Raw genomic sequence first — 14,487 nt, 5'->3', positions numbered from 1 at the left:
TCAACATGGATGTGGAGCTGCACACCCCCATCGCCATGGACAAGGAACTGCGCTTCGCCATCCGCGAAGGGGGCCACACCGTGGGCGCCGGCGTCGTGACGAAGGTGATCAGCTAGGCCGCTGGGGGATGGGCAACAGCAAACGAGATTTGGTTACGTTGGAATGCGTCGAGTGCAAACGCTCCCGATACACCACCACGAAGAACCGCAGGACCCACCCTGAGAGGATGGAACTGCGCAAGTACTGCCGCTGGTGCCGGGAGCATACGCCCCATCGGGAAACCAAATAGACCGTTACCATAGGTGAGTAGCTCAGCTGGTAGAGCACCGGTCTCCAAAACCGGCGGTCGCGGGTTCGATCCCTGCCTCACCTGCACAGGTGGCCGGCGGGGCATGGAAAGCGCGCGCGTCACGGGAACTCTCGGAGTCTGGGCATGATTAAACGTTTCCGGGCGTTCTTGCAAGGGGTCGAGTTTGAAATGAAGAAAGTCTCCTGGCCGACGATGAATGAGTTGCGGGGCTCCACGGGGGTCGTGCTGGTATTGTCTCTCCTGCTGGTCATCTTTCTGTTTTTCGTTGATTTGGGCCTGTCCCAAATCGTGAAGTTTGTATTGTAAGTAGCATGGCAGCGTACAGTAAAGTTCCGGCAGAAATGGAGTGGTACTCGCTGAGGGTCATTTCCGGCAAGGAGAAAAAGGTCCGTGAGACGATCATGTATGAGGCCGAAGAAGCCAACATCACCGATCAGCTCGGCGAAATTCTGGTACCCTCCGAAAATGTGGTTGAAATGCGCGATGGCAAGAAACGGGTCCGCAACAAGGTATTTTTCCCGGGCTACGTCCTGGTGAGTCTGCACTTGACCAAGGAAGTCCGCTATCTCATCGAAAACGCTCCCGGGGTGATCAGTTTCGTGGGCCCTAAAGGCGAGCCCGTCCAACTGCGCGATGACGAAATCAGCCGTATTCTGGGCGAGGTCCAGGGTAAGGAAGGCCGCGAGGTCATGGCCCACAAGTTCACGGTGGGCGATCCCATCAAGGTGACCGACGGGCCCTTCATAGACTTCACCGGATTTGTAGAAGAGGTCAATGACGACAAACAGAAGGTGAAGGTGACAGTTTCCATATTCGGGCGCCCTACACCCGTGGAGTTGGATTTTCTGCAGGTTGAGCCGGAGAAATAGCGGAACCCCTGGTCATGGCTAAAAAAGTCATAGGACTTATCAAGCTCCAGTTGCCCGCCGGACAGGCCTCACCGGCCCCCCCCGTCGGTCCTGCGTTGGGCCAGCACGGTGTCGCTATCATGGATTTTTGTAAGGCTTATAATGCGCAGACTCAGGCTCAGGCCGGCATGATTATCCCAGTGGAGATCACCGTTTACGCGGACCGTTCATTTACTTTCATCACCAAGACTCCGCCGACCTCTGTTCTGCTGCGCAAGGCAGCCAATGTGGAGAAAGGATCGGCCGAGCCCAATCGGGAAAAGGTGGGTGAGGTGACCAGCGCGCAAGTACAGGAAATCGCCAGGATCAAGATGCCCGATTTGAATGCCGGCAGTGAAGCGGCGGCTATGGAGATGATTGCCGGAACCGCCCGCAGCATGGGCATCGTCGTGAAAGGTCAGGCGTGAAGCGCAGCAAGGCTTACCGTAGCGCTCTGGCCGATCTTGATCGTTCGCGGAACTATTCGGTGGGCGAGGCCCTTCAACTCCTCAAGGATGGCGTTCAGACCAAGTTTGATCAGACCGTGGATGTGGCCGTGAATCTGGGGGTGGACCCGCGCCACGCTGACCAGATGGTGCGCGGCACGGTGAACCTGCCCCACGGCACCGGCAAGCAAGTACGGGTGTTGGTCTTCGCCAAAGGGGAACACGCGTCCCAAGCCCAGGAGGCCGGTGCCGATCATGTGGGTGCCGAGGACATCGTCGAGAAAATCAAGGGCGGGTGGTTGGAGTTTGACGCCGTTGTGGCAACCCCCGAGATGATGCGCGAGGTAGGCAAGCTCGGTGCTATTCTGGGCCCGCGCAAACTTATGCCCAACCCCAAGGCCGGTACCGTCACCAACGAAGTCGCCGGCACGATCAAGGAACTGAAAGCGGGTAAGATTGAGTATCGGGTCGACAAACTTGGCATCATTCATTCGGGAGTGGGCAAAATCTCCTTTTCCACGGAGCAGCTGCGCGAAAACCTGGAGGCGCTCATGGAAGCAATTATCCGGGCGAAGCCGCCGGCGGCCAAGGGCACCTATCTCAAGAAACTGACGATCTCAACCACCATGGGACCGGGGATCAAGATCGACCGGTCGGCCTTTGCCAGTTAGGTAGCAGCGACGATGCCAACGCCACGCAAGGAAGCCATTGTCGAGGACATCGCCCGGCGCATGCGGACCGCGGCGGCGGTCTACTTCGCTGACTACACGGGCCTGTCTGCCCCCCAGGCCACCGAGCTGCGGGCACGGCTCCGGGAAGTGAATGTGGAGTACACGGTGGTGAAGAAAACGCTGTCCCGCCTTGCGGCTCAGGGAGCGGGTCTGGGCGATATTGACGCATTTCTCCAGGGACAGACGGTGCTTGCATTTTCATACGATGATCCTGTGTCACTGGCCCGGATTTTCCGCGATTTCGGCCAGGAGAACGATTCCCGTCCGGTGGTAACCGGGATCATCATGGATGGCCAGCAGATGCCGGCCAGCGCGATCGGCGAACTGGCGGCACTGCCGCCCAAAGAAATCCTGATTGCCCAGCTGCTCTCGGCCCTGCAATACCCTGTGGCGCAACTGGCTGCAACCTTAAGCGGGGCCATGTCCAAACTGGTCATGACCCTGACGAGTCTCAAAGAGCAAAAAACTTCGTGAATGAGGAGGTAGAGTCGAATGGCGACCATCAAGCGTGATGATGTATTGGGGTACCTGGAATCGGCCAATATGCTGGAAGTTTCCGCCCTGATCAAGGATATTGAAGAGAAATTCGGTGTAACGGCTGCCGCACCGGTGGCCGTGGCTTCTGGCGGTCCCGTGGCCGCAGGTGCCGTCGCTGTGGAAGAACAGAGTGAGTTTGATGTCGTACTCACCGAGATCGGTGAAAAGAAGATCAACGTCATTAAGGCGGTGCGCGAGATTACCGATCTGGGTTTGAAAGAGGCCAAAGACGTGGTTGACCAAGCCCCCAGTACCGTGAGGGAGGGGGTGCCCAGGGAAGAGGCCGAGGGCTTCAAGGCCAAACTCGAAGAGGCAGGCGCAAAGGTCGAGCTAAAGTAGCCGCTTGACGCGACCTCTCTATCGTCCCAAATCCGCTCACAGCTCCACTAGACCCGGTCTTTGGAAGGAGGCCCCCTCTTGCCCGTAAATTCTAAGTCGCTCACAGATCGACACTCCTTTTCCCGCATTCACTCAGCTGCGTCCGTTCCCGACTTGCTGGCCATCCAGACCTCTTCCTTTGAGGAATTCCTGCAACTCAAAGTCCCCCCGGAAAAGCGGGACGGCAAGGGACTGCAAGAGGTCTTCCGCGGTATGTTTCCCGTCGAGGATAGCCACGGCAACTATGTGCTGGAGTATGTCAGCTACTACTTGGGGCCGCCCAAATACACGGTCCGGGAGTGTCTTGACCGGGGTGTGAGCTATACCGTCCCGCTAAGGGTCCGACTCATACTGCACATCACTGACGAGGAAGACAAATCGGTTTACGCTCAGAGCATTGAGCAGGATGTCTTCTTCGGTAACATCCCCAGAATGACCGACCGCGGCACTTTTGTTATCAATGGAGCCGAGCGGATCATTGTGAGCCAGCTGCAGCGCTCCCCGGGCGTCTTTTTCGAAGAGAGCAAACATCCCAACGGCACCAGCATTTACCAGGCACGGATCATCCCCTTCCGGGGGTCGTGGGTGGACTTTACCACCGACATTTACGACTGCATGTACGCCATCATCGACCGGCGGCGCAAGTTTCCTGCCACGCTCCTGCTCCGCGCCATTGGCTACGCCACTGACGAGGATATTTTCCGGGCCTTCGGGTTGATCGAGGATGTGAAACTTGCCAAAATCACCCCCGCGAAGTTGGCAGGTCGCATTCTGGGCGCCGACGTGGTCAATACCGAGACCGGCGAAGTGGTGGCCGAAACGGGCCGGGAGCTGGTCAAGGAAGACCACGCTCTCCTGAAGGCGGCCGGGGTGCCCGTGATTGCGCTGCTGGGCAACAAGAAAGACCTCGAAGTTGAGATGATCCTCAACACGATCGCGAAAGACCCCACCAGCAATCAGGAAGAGGCTTTGGCCCGCTTCTATCGCGACCTCAGAGCGGGGGAGGCCCCCAGCATCGATGTCGCCCAGAAATTTGTGGAGCGCATGTTCTTCTCTCCCAAGAAATATGACCTGGGCCAGGTGGGACGCTACCGCATCAACAAGAAGTTTAACCTGCACGCGCCTATCGATTCGCCCGTGCTGTTGCGCGAGGATTTCATCGAGGCCCTGCGTTATCTCATCAGCATGCGCAAGGGCGAGCGTGGCTCCGATGATATCGATCATTTGGGCAATCGCCGGGTGCGCACGGTTGGCGAGCAGCTTTCCAACCAGTTTACCATCGCCCTGAGCCGCATGCAGCGCACGATTCGAGAGCGCATGAGCACCCGGGAGGCCGAAAGCCTCACACCCCAGGACCTGATCAATTCGCGCATCGTCACATCCGTGCTGAACGCATTCTATGGCACCAGCCAGCTCTCTCAGTTTATGGATCAGACCAATCCGCTCTCGGAGATCACCCACAAGCGCCGTATCTCCTCCCTGGGGCCCGGCGGCCTCACCCGCGAGCGGGCCGGCTTCGAGGTACGGGACGTGCACTATACCCACTACGGCCGGCTCTGCCCCATCGAGACCCCGGAAGGTCCCAACATAGGTCTGATCAGCTCGCTGGCCACCCATGCCGAAGTCAACAAACTGGGTTTCATCGAAACGCCCTACCGCCGCGTGGTCCGCTCCAATGGCAGCTATAAGATCACCGATGATGTGGAGTATCTGTCTGCCGATGATGAAGACCGCGTGCATATCGCCCAGGCGAATGAGCCCATCAAAGATGGCAAATTTGTCAACGATTTGGTGGTCACGCGCAAGGGCGACAGTTTTCCACTGGTGAAGCCCGAATTGGTCGATTATATGGATGTGGCGCCCAGCCAGATCGTGTCGGTGGCGGCGTCGCTGATTCCTTTCTTGGAACACGACGACGCCAACCGTGCTCTCATGGGGTCCAACATGCAGCGTCAGAGTGTGCCGCTGCTCAAACCGGAGCGGGCCATCGTCGGGACCGGCGTCGAACTGCAGGTTGCCCAGGATGCCCGGGCAGCGATCTATTCGGATGTGGACGGCGTGGTTGAGTCGGTGGAAGCCGACCAGATCGTCGTGCGCACCCGCGCCAAAAGCGATGATATACTGCTCAGGGACGAGGAAAATCTCGTCACCTATGCCCTTTACAAATTCCTGCGCACAAATCAGGACACCTGCGTGAATCAAAAGCCCCTGGTGAAGCCGGGCCAAAAAATAAAGAAGGGCACCCTGCTGGCGGATGGCTGTGCCACCAGCCAAGGGGAGCTTGCCTTGGGCCGGAACTTGGTGGTCGCCTTTATGCCTTGGCGGGGGTACAATTTTGAAGATGCCATCGTCATTAGTGAGCGCATGCTGAAGGAGGATTACCTCACCTCTATCCACATCAAGGTCGCCGAATTGGAGATGCGGGACACCAAGCGCGGCGTGGAAGAGCTCACCAACGAAATTCCCAACGTCAGCGAAGAGGCCACCAGAAATTTGGACGAAGACGGTGTTGTGCGGGTGGGAGCGGAAGTCAAGCCCGGCGACATTCTGGTGGGCAAGGTTACCCCCAAGGGGGAGACCGACCCCACGCCGGAGGAAAAACTCCTGCGGGCCATCTTTGGCGAAAAGGCCGGCGATGTAAAAGACACCTCCAAGCGGTGCGATTCCGGTATTCGCGGCACGGTCGTTAAGACCCAGCTTTTCGAGCGCAAGAGCGCCAGGAGCAGGGTGGAGGACAAGGAACAGATCGAGCAGCTCCAGTCGCAGGCCAAGCAGGCACGGATTGAGCTGCTGGAGAAACGCAACGCCCTTATCAAAAAGCAGATGCTGGGTCAGCTCTCGGGCGGCATCCGTGATCTGAGCAACAATCGTACGCTGATCAAGGCCAAGACCAAGCTCACGGAGTCCAAACTCGCCAATCTTGACTTCGACCGCCTCAGTCTCAAGTCTCCCTGGGTAGAATCCACCAAACCGTGGCATAAGATCGTCCAGATCCTGGAGGGGCACAGTGTGGTCCTGAAGGGCATTGAAGACGAACTGGAGCGCGACGTATTCAAAGTCCGCGTCGGCGATGAGCTGCAGCCCGGCGTCATCAAGCTTGCCAAGGTTTATCTGGCCAACAAGCGCAAGATTTCGGTAGGTGACAAGATGGCTGGGCGCCATGGCAACAAGGGTATTGTTTCGGTGATTGTTCCCGAGGAAGACATGCCCTTCACGGAAGATGGCACCCCGGTAGACATTGTCCTGAATCCCCTGGGTGTGCCCTCCCGTATGAATTTGGGACAGCTTTATGAGACCATGCTGGGGTGGGCCGGCAGCAAGCATGGCCGCCGGTACGCTTCGCCCGTCTTTGATGGCGCCCGCTTGGAGGATGTCCAGGCGGAGATGGCCTCCGCCGGCCTGCCCACTGACGGCAAAGTCTATTTGAGGGACGGCCGCACGGGTGAGCTCACGGAAAACCGAGTCACCGTCGGTGTGCTCTACATGATGAAGTTGAGTCATCAGGTTGATGACAAGATGCACGCCCGCTCAACCGGCCCCTACTCGCTCATCACCCAGCAGCCCCTGGGCGGCAAGGCCCAGTTCGGCGGCCAGCGCTTCGGCGAAATGGAGGTCTGGGCGCTGGAGGCCTACGGCGCTGCCTACACGCTCCAGGAGCTTTTGACCGTGAAGTCTGATGACGTGGAGGGCCGCTCGCGGCTGTACAACGCTCTGGTGAAGGGGGATAACACGCCTACTCCAGGGATCCCGGAATCGTTTAATGTGTTGCTGAAAGAGCTTCAGGGCCTGGGCCTGAACGTCACGTTGGAGTAAGGAGGAGATTCCCTTTGGTTTACATTAAGCCACCACAGTTCGTGTCCAAGCAGGACATCAAGTCCATTACGCTCAGTTTGATGAGCCCGGAAATGATCCTCAACCAGTCCTACGGTGAGGTCCTCAAGCCGGAAACCATCAACTACCGCTCCTACAAACCGGAGAAGGACGGGCTGTTCTGCGAGCGCATTTTCGGCCCCGTCAAGGATTGGGAATGCCATTGCGGTAAGTACAAGCGTATTCGCTATCGGGGCATCATCTGTGATCGCTGTGGCGTCGAAGTCACCCGCAAAAAGGTTCGCCGGGAGCGCATGGGCCATATCACCCTGGCCGTTCCGGTGGCCCACATCTGGTATCTAAAATCAATTCCCAGCAAGCTCAGCTACCTGCTGGGCTACTCCACCAAGGAGCTGGAGCAGATTATCTACTACGAGAAGTATGCGGTCATGCATCCTGGCCTGTCCGGCAAGGAAAAGGGCAACCTGGTGGATGAACAGGAGTCCTTTGAACTGGAGATGGAATTCGGTCCCGACACCGTTTCTGAGGAGGAACGTGAGGCTGGTAACTATTTCCGTGGCACCATGGGGGGTGAAGCCTTACGTGATATGCTGCGCAATCTTGACATTCCAGAGGCCGTTGACCGGCTCACCAAGGTGGCCAACGAGTCGCGCTCAGTCCAGAAAGCCGAGGATGCCCTCAAGCGCCTGCGGGTGCTCAAGATGTTTGATACGCGCCACGGGGAGCGCAAAGTGGTCAACAAGCCCGACTGGATGATCCTCACCGTCCTGCCCGTCATTCCCCCCGATCTGCGGCCTCTGGTGCCGCTGGAGGGGGGCCGCTTCGCCGCCTCAGACCTGAACGACCTCTACCGCCGAATCATCATCCGGAACAACCGCCTGAAGCAGCTGCTTGAAATCAAGGCGCCCGATGTCATTCTTCGCAATGAGAAGCGCATGCTCCAGGAAGCGGTGGACAGTCTCTTCGATAACGCCCGCCGCGGCACGGCCGTGCGCAGTGGCACCCGGCGTCCACTCAAGTCTATGAGCGACATGCTACGCGGCAAGCAGGGGCGCTTCCGACAGAATCTGTTGGGCAAGCGGGTGGACTATTCCGGACGTTCGGTCATCGTGGTGGGGCCCGAGCTGCAGCTGCATCAGTGCGGCCTGCCCAAGGAGATGGCCATGGAGCTGTTCCGGCCGTCTATTATCAGGGAGCTCATCGTCAGGGGCTACGCCAAGACGCCCCGTAGCGCGAAAATCATGGTGGAACAGAAATTCCCCGAGGTTGTCAAGGTGCTCGAGTACGTGGTCCGGGATCACCCGGTGCTGCTCAACCGCGCCCCCACCCTCCATCGCCTGGGCATCCAGGCCTTCCAGCCCGTGCTGGTTGAAGGTCGCGCCATCAAACTCCATCCGCTGGTCTGCACAGCATTTAACGCTGACTTTGACGGCGACCAGATGGCGGTGCATGTACCCCTCTCGGCAGAGGCGCAGACGGAGGCGTGGGTGCTGATGCTTTCCAGTCATAACATTCTCCATCCCGCCCACGGCCAGCCCATTGCCATCCCTTCCCAGGACATGGTATTGGGCTACTATTATCTCACCCGCAGCCGGCAGGGCGCGCAAGGCGAAGGCATGGACTTCTTCTCCTTTGATGAAGCCCGTCTGGCATGGGAAAACGGCCAGGTTGGGCTCCACGCCATCGTGAATTTCCGTCTCAACGGCGAATGGCACCGGGACACCACGGTGGGGCGCATCATCTTCAACGCCGTGATCCCCGAAGAGATGGGCTATTTCGACCAGATGATCACCAAGAAGAGTCTTGAAGAGCTGGTCGGCAGGACATTCCAGGCGCTGGGCAATTTTAAGACCGTGATTTTCCTGGACAACCTTAAGGACCTGGGCTTTGAGTTTGCTACCCGCAGCGGCGCCTCCATCGCCATCTCCGATGTACTGATCCCCAGCGAAAAGCACGATATCTTGGAGGAGGCCGACAAGCAGGTCGCCGAGGTCCAGGGCAAGTACGACCGCCAGATTCTCACGGAGGGTGAGCGTTACAATAAGATCATCGACATCTGGACCCATGCCTCCAACGCGGTGGCCGGCAGCATGATGAAGCGCCTGGAAGAAGACCAGCAGGGCTTTAATCCAGTCTACATGATGGCCGATTCGGGGGCCCGGGGCAGTCAGGACCAGATCAAGCAGCTGGCTGGCATGCGCGGACTCATGGCCAAGCCTCAGAAGAGCCTGGCAGGCACCAAGGATGAGATCATTGAGAACCCCATCAAGTCCAATTTCAAGGAGGGGCTGTCGGTGCTGGAATATTTCATTTCCACCCACGGTGCCCGCAAAGGATTGGCGGACACGGCCCTGAAAACCGCCGACGCCGGATATCTTACCCGCCGGTTGGTGGATGTGGCCCAGGATGTGGTCGTCACCGTGCCCGATTGTGGCACCATTCAAGGGCTTACCAGCACTGACCTGAAGGATGGCGAGGAGATCGTGGAGCCCCTGGAGGACCGCATCGCCGGACGGGTCATTTTGGAGGATGTCGTCCATCCCGACACTGGCGAAGTGCTGGCCAAGGCCAGCACCCTGGTGGACCGCGACCTGGGCAAACTCATCTCCGACGCCGGTGTGGAAGAGGTCCGGATTCGCTCAGTGCTCACTTGTGAGACCGAATATGGACTGTGCCAGATGTGCTACGGTACTAACCTGGCCACCGGCCGGGTCGTCACCATTGGCGACGCCGTCGGTATTATCGCCGCCCAGTCCATTGGTGAACCTGGAACGCAGTTGACCCTGCGCACTTTCCACATCGGTGGAACCGCCGCTCGCATCATCGAGCAGACGGAGATGTACACGAAGAAGGCGGGTAAGGTGCGCTATTCCGAAAACTTCGACTATGCCGAAGTTGAAGAGGATAACAAGGTGTCCCGGGTGGCACTGGTCCGCAATGGCAAGCTCGAGATCGTTGATGACAACAATCGTATCCTGTCAACATTTAACGTTCCCTACGGTGCGAAGGTAACCGTCAACGATAACCAGGCGGTCACGGTGGGGGACACTCTTTTCGCCTGGGACCCGTACACGGACGTTATTCTCGCCCGCCGCAGCGGCAAAGTCCGCTTCGTGGACATGTTTGACGGCGATACGTATGTCGAGGAGGCGGTTGAGGGCGGCAAGAAGATGATGGTTATCGTGGAATCCAAGAACCGCAATCTCAGCCCGCACATCGAGATTACCGACAAGAAGGGTGAGATCATCACCGGCGGTGGATCGGTGCTTCCGGTCAAGTCCTCACTTGTGGTGAAGGACGGCGAAAATGTTGATGCGGGCCAGATTCTGGTGAAGATTTCCCGGGAGATTGGCAAGACCAGGGACATCACCGGCGGGCTGCCCCGTGTGGCGGAGCTGTTCGAGGCTCGCCAGCCATCCAATCCTGCCGTGGTCACCGAAATCGACGGTCAGGTGAGCTTCGGCAAGACCCGTCGCGGCATCCGTGAAATCTTGGTGGAGAGCCCCGACAAAACCAAGATGAAATACAACATCCCCTATGGCAAGCACGTCATTGTCCACGAGGGCGACTTCGTCACGGCAGGTGATAGGTTATGTGACGGATCGGTAGCCCCGCAGGATATCCTGCAAATCAGGGGGCCTGCCAAGGTGCAGGAGTACCTGGTCAATAAGATCCAGGAGGTCTACCGCCTGCAGGGTGTCAGGATCAACGACAAGCACATTGAGGTGATCGCTCGCCAGATGATGCAGAAAGTGCGCATCAATGATCCTGGCGATACGGGCGTCCTTAGGGGTGACCGGCTCAACCGCTTCGCCATCAAAAAGATTAATCGCGATCTGAAAACGCAGGTGGTCATCAGCGACGTCGGTGACTCCGAGCTGGAAGCGGGCCGTTGCTATCCGAAGGCCGAAGTAGTTGCACTGAACAAGGTGCTTAAGGCCGATGACAAGGCGCCCACCAAGAGCCGCGCCGCCAAGCCGGCAACGTTTCAACCGTTGCTGCTGGGCATCACCCGCGCGTCGCTGAATACGGAGAGCTTCATATCGGCCGCCTCGTTCCAGGAAACCACCCGCGTGCTCACCGATGCGGCCGTGGCGGGCAAGACCGATTACCTGCGGGGGCTCAAGGAGAATATCGTCATGGGCCGACTGATTCCAGCGGGTACCGGCCTGGTCCATTACCGCAATCTGATCGTCACCAACCCCGACCCCGAGCCGGAACCCGTTCTGGAAGAAGAGGCTGCCACCGCAGAATCGACAGCCGTTGATGCCTAGCGCAGCAGCGCTTTAGCCTCGGGAAATATGCCGGAATATCCGCCTCAAGGTCGTTGACATACTCGCTCTCAGCGCCCTAAATTGCGCAGCTGCATTCTTATTTAACTTTTGGAGCTTGAGTGCCGACGACAAATCAACTCGTTCGTAAGGGACGTGTACGCGAGCGCAAGCGCAAAGCCACACCGGCTTTGCAGGGCAACCCCCAAAAACGGGGGGTCTGCACACGGGTCTATACCACGACGCCCAAAAAGCCCAACTCCGCACTGCGGAAGGTGGCCCGGGTGCGTTTGACCAATTCCCAGGAGGTCTCTGCTTACATTCCTGGCGAGGGCCACAATCTCCAGGAGCACTCCATCGTCCTCATTGAAGGCGGCCGGGTAAAGGATCTGCCCGGTGTCCGCTACCACATCATTCGTGGTGTTCTGGACACCGCGGGCGTAGAGGACCGTACGACCAGCCGCTCAAGGTACGGTACCAAAAAGCCCAGGCGCTAGACATGGCTCGCCGCCGCCGACCCGAACATAGAGAACCGACCCCCGACCCTGTCTATAATGATGTGATCATCGCCAGGTTTATCAATAACCTGATGAAACGGGGCAAGAAATCGGTGGCCGAATCCATCTTCTATGGGGCGATAGACAAGATTAAGAAACAGGCCAAGACCGACGGCGTAGAAATTTTCAAGAAGGCACTGGAAAACGTGGGGCCCCTGCTCGAAGTCAAATCCAAGCGCGTGGGCGGCTCTACCTATCAGGTGCCCATGGAGGTCCGGCCCCGCAGGAGGCAGGCGCTGGGTATGCGTTGGCTGATTTCCTATGCCCGTCAGCGCAAGGCCAAAACCATGGCAGACCGCCTGGCTGCCGAACTCATCGCAGCTGCCAACAAAGAAGGCGGGGCGGTGAAAAAACGGGAAGATTCCCACCGCATGGCTGAAGCCAACAAGGCCTTCGCCCACTTCAGATAAGCCGCCAGCAAAACTATTCGAAGATATTATGGAAAAGGTCGCACTTAAGCATGTCCGCAACATCGGCATCATGGCCCACATTGATGCCGGGAAGACCACCACCACCGAGCGCATCCTCTATTATACCGGCAAGGTGCACCGTATGGGAGAGGTCCACGATGGCGCCGCGACGATGGACTGGATGGAGCAGGAAAAGGAACGCGGCATCACCATCACCTCTGCCGCCACTACCTGCTTCTGGAACGGCCATCGCATCAATATCATCGACACCCCCGGACATGTGGATTTCACCGTGGAAGTGGAGCGCTCCCTGCGGGTGCTGGACGGCGCCGTGGCCCTGTTTGACTCGGTAGGGGGCGTGGAACCCCAGTCGGAAACGGTCTGGCGGCAGGCCGACAAGTACAATGTCCCCCGCATCGCCTTCGTAAACAAGATGGACCGCACCGGCTCCGATTTCTACAACGTTTTGGACATGATCAAGAAGCGGCTGGGGGCCAATCCGGTTCCCATCGTGCTGCCCATCGGTAGCGGCGATTTGTTTAACGGTCTCATAGATTTGATTAACATGCAGGCTATCCTCTATATTGACGAGTACGGCCGTCACTTCGAGTACCACGATATCCCCACCGACATGCTGCCCGACGCCGACAAATGGCGCTTGCACCTGTTGGAGGAGATCGCCAGTTACGATGAGCATTTGATGGAGAAGTATCTCTCCGGCGAACCCCTCACGGGTGACGAGATCAAACTGGCTATCCGCAAAGCCTGTATTGACGGCAGCATGGTGCCCACGCTCTGCGGCGCCGCCTTCAAAAATAAGGGCATCCAGAGACTCCTGGACGCCGTGGTGGACTACCTGCCATCCCCCATTGACGTGGGTGCGGTCATGGGGTATGATCTTGAAACCAACGAGCCCACTGAGCGGCAACCCAACGACGATGCCCCATTCTGCGCTTTGGCGTTCAAGATCATGACCGATCCGTACGTGGGACGACTCACCTTCTTCCGGGTTTATTCGGGCCAGGTCAAGACCGGCGACAAGATCCTGAATGCCAACACGGGCCAACGCGAGCGGGTTGGGAGACTGATGCTGCTCCACGCTGCCAAACGCGAAGAACGCCACATGGTGACCACCGGCGAGATTGCGGCCATGGTGGGCCTCAAGAAAACCCGCACCGGCGATACCCTTACCGATATTAAACACGCCATTGTGCTCGAAAAGATGGATTTCCCCGATCCCGTCATGCGGGTGGCGGTGGAACCGGCCTCCAAGGCCGATAGCGAAGCCATGGCCGCAGGGCTCGCCAAGTTGGCCGAGGAGGATCCCACCTTCCAGATCCACATCGATGAAGAAACCAGTCAGACCATCATTGCCGGTATGGGTGAGCTGCATCTAGAAATCATTATCGATCGCCTTAAGCGGGAGTTTAACGTGCATGCCAATATCGGCGCACCGCAGGTCGCTTACAAGGAAAGCATCACCTCCGAGTCGGAGGCCGAGGGCAAGTTTGTGCGCCAGAGTGGTGGGCACGGGCAGTATGGTCACTGCCGGATCAGGATTAGGCCCGCAGAGGCCGGCAAGGGCTATCAGTTCATTGACAAGATCAAGGGCGGGGCGATTCCCCAGGAATTTATTCCGGCGGTGAACAAGGGTATTCAGGAAGCCCTCAAGAACGGTGTTCTGGCTGGCTACCCGATGGAAGATATCGTTGTGGAACTGTACGACGGCTCCTATCACGATGTGGATTCATCGGAAATGGCCTTCAAGATCGCCGGCTCCATGGCCGTCCAGGAAGCGATACGGAAGGCTGACCCGGTGCTGCTGGAACCCTGCATGGCTCTCGACGTGGTGGTCATGGACGATTATTTGGGCGATGTGATGGGGGACGTAACCAGCCGCCGGGGTCGCATCAGGGGGATGGAAAAGCGCAAGCAGGCCCAGGTGGTGCAGGCAGAAGTGCCGTTGTCGGAAATGTTCGGCTACGCCACCGACCTGCGCTCGTTGACCCAGGGGCGGGCAGCATTCACCATGCAGTTTTCACGTTACCTGCCCGTTCCCGCCAGTGTGCGAGACCGCATCATTGAGCGTGTTCATGGCAAGGTGGCAACCTAACCTTTAGGAAGATAGG

Annotated in this window: 13 protein-coding genes and 1 tRNA gene; all 14 read left to right on the top strand. The window is 58.2% G+C overall.

Annotated features, from left to right (window positions below; genetic code table 11):
• A partial coding sequence (locus IH971_05285; protein MCH7497247.1) for a hypothetical protein occupies nt 1-116 on the top strand: 116 nt, incomplete at its 5' end.
• 11 nt (nt 117-127) lie between these two features.
• Nucleotides 128-289: a 50S ribosomal protein L33 gene (gene rpmG, locus IH971_05280; GenBank protein MCH7497246.1), complete on the top strand. Its 162-nt coding sequence runs from the start codon at nt 128-130 to the stop codon at nt 287-289.
• 11 nt (nt 290-300) lie between these two features.
• Nucleotides 301-373: transfer RNA gene (locus IH971_05275), tRNA-Trp, on the top strand.
• Nucleotides 374-433: 60 nt separating this feature from the next.
• On the top strand, nt 434-616 hold the full coding sequence (gene secE / locus IH971_05270) for a preprotein translocase subunit SecE (GenBank protein MCH7497245.1): 183 nt from the start codon (nt 434-436) through the stop codon (nt 614-616).
• 35 nt (nt 617-651) lie between these two features.
• Nucleotides 652-1,179 (top strand): transcription termination/antitermination factor NusG, encoded by a 528-nt coding sequence (gene nusG / locus IH971_05265; GenBank protein ID MCH7497244.1) that lies wholly within the window; start codon nt 652-654, stop codon nt 1,177-1,179.
• A gap of 14 nt (nt 1,180-1,193) precedes the next feature.
• Nucleotides 1,194-1,625 carry a 50S ribosomal protein L11 gene (gene rplK, locus IH971_05260; GenBank protein MCH7497243.1) on the top strand — a complete coding sequence of 144 codons (432 nt, stop codon included), beginning with the start codon at nt 1,194-1,196 and terminating at the stop codon, nt 1,623-1,625.
• On the top strand, nt 1,622-2,314 hold the full coding sequence (locus IH971_05255; protein MCH7497242.1) for a 50S ribosomal protein L1: 693 nt from the start codon (nt 1,622-1,624) through the stop codon (nt 2,312-2,314). The genes rplK and IH971_05255 overlap by 4 nt, the downstream gene beginning before the upstream one ends.
• Nucleotides 2,315-2,326: 12 nt before the next feature.
• Complete coding sequence (locus IH971_05250; protein ID MCH7497241.1) at nt 2,327-2,848, top strand: 50S ribosomal protein L10; 522 nt, start codon at nt 2,327-2,329, stop codon at nt 2,846-2,848.
• A 27-nt stretch (nt 2,849-2,875) separates the two neighbouring features.
• The gene (gene rplL / locus IH971_05245; GenBank protein ID MCH7497240.1) at nt 2,876-3,250 is read left to right on the top strand and encodes a 50S ribosomal protein L7/L12; all 375 of its coding nucleotides are present in this window, start codon (nt 2,876-2,878) and stop codon (nt 3,248-3,250) included.
• A gap of 78 nt (nt 3,251-3,328) precedes the next feature.
• Complete coding sequence (gene rpoB / locus IH971_05240) at nt 3,329-7,102, top strand: DNA-directed RNA polymerase subunit beta (protein MCH7497239.1); 3,774 nt, start codon at nt 3,329-3,331, stop codon at nt 7,100-7,102.
• An 80-nt stretch (nt 7,103-7,182) separates the two neighbouring features.
• Nucleotides 7,183-11,394: a DNA-directed RNA polymerase subunit beta' gene (gene rpoC / locus IH971_05235; protein MCH7497238.1), complete on the top strand. Its 4,212-nt coding sequence runs from the start codon at nt 7,183-7,185 to the stop codon at nt 11,392-11,394.
• Nucleotides 11,395-11,513: 119 nt separating this feature from the next.
• Entirely contained in the window at nt 11,514-11,888 is a 375-nt protein-coding gene (locus IH971_05230) for a 30S ribosomal protein S12 (protein MCH7497237.1), read from the top strand.
• Between the two features lie 2 nt (nt 11,889-11,890).
• Nucleotides 11,891-12,358 (top strand): 30S ribosomal protein S7, encoded by a 468-nt coding sequence (gene rpsG / locus IH971_05225; protein MCH7497236.1) that lies wholly within the window; start codon nt 11,891-11,893, stop codon nt 12,356-12,358.
• Between the two features lie 25 nt (nt 12,359-12,383).
• Nucleotides 12,384-14,471, top strand: a complete 2,088-nt coding sequence (gene fusA, locus IH971_05220) for an elongation factor G (protein ID MCH7497235.1) — start codon at nt 12,384-12,386, stop codon at nt 14,469-14,471.
• Nucleotides 14,472-14,487 lie beyond the last annotated feature (16 nt).

This window comes from Candidatus Neomarinimicrobiota bacterium (assembly GCA_022560655.1).
GTDB lineage: Bacteria > Fidelibacterota > Marinisomatia > SCGC-AAA003-L08 > TS1B11 > JADFSS01.
The sequence above is the reverse complement of the archived record's forward strand: the minus strand, read 5'-3'. Positions and strand labels throughout refer to the sequence as shown.

What these genes read in the sequence shown, in the direction of transcription:
- nusG (MCH7497244.1), top strand. Translation starts at nt 652, where the DNA reads ATGGAGTGGTACTCGCTGAGGGTCATTTCCGGCAAGGAGAAAAAGGTC.
- rpoC (MCH7497238.1), top strand. Translation starts at nt 7,183, where the DNA reads ATGAGCCCGGAAATGATCCTCAACCAGTCCTACGGTGAGGTCCTCAAG.
- secE (MCH7497245.1), top strand. Translation starts at nt 434, where the DNA reads ATGATTAAACGTTTCCGGGCGTTCTTGCAAGGGGTCGAGTTTGAAATG.
- IH971_05250 (MCH7497241.1), top strand. Translation starts at nt 2,327, where the DNA reads ATGCCAACGCCACGCAAGGAAGCCATTGTCGAGGACATCGCCCGGCGC.
- rplK (MCH7497243.1), top strand. Translation starts at nt 1,194, where the DNA reads ATGGCTAAAAAAGTCATAGGACTTATCAAGCTCCAGTTGCCCGCCGGA.
- rpmG (MCH7497246.1), top strand. Translation starts at nt 128, where the DNA reads ATGGGCAACAGCAAACGAGATTTGGTTACGTTGGAATGCGTCGAGTGC.
- rpsG (MCH7497236.1), top strand. Translation starts at nt 11,891, where the DNA reads ATGGCTCGCCGCCGCCGACCCGAACATAGAGAACCGACCCCCGACCCT.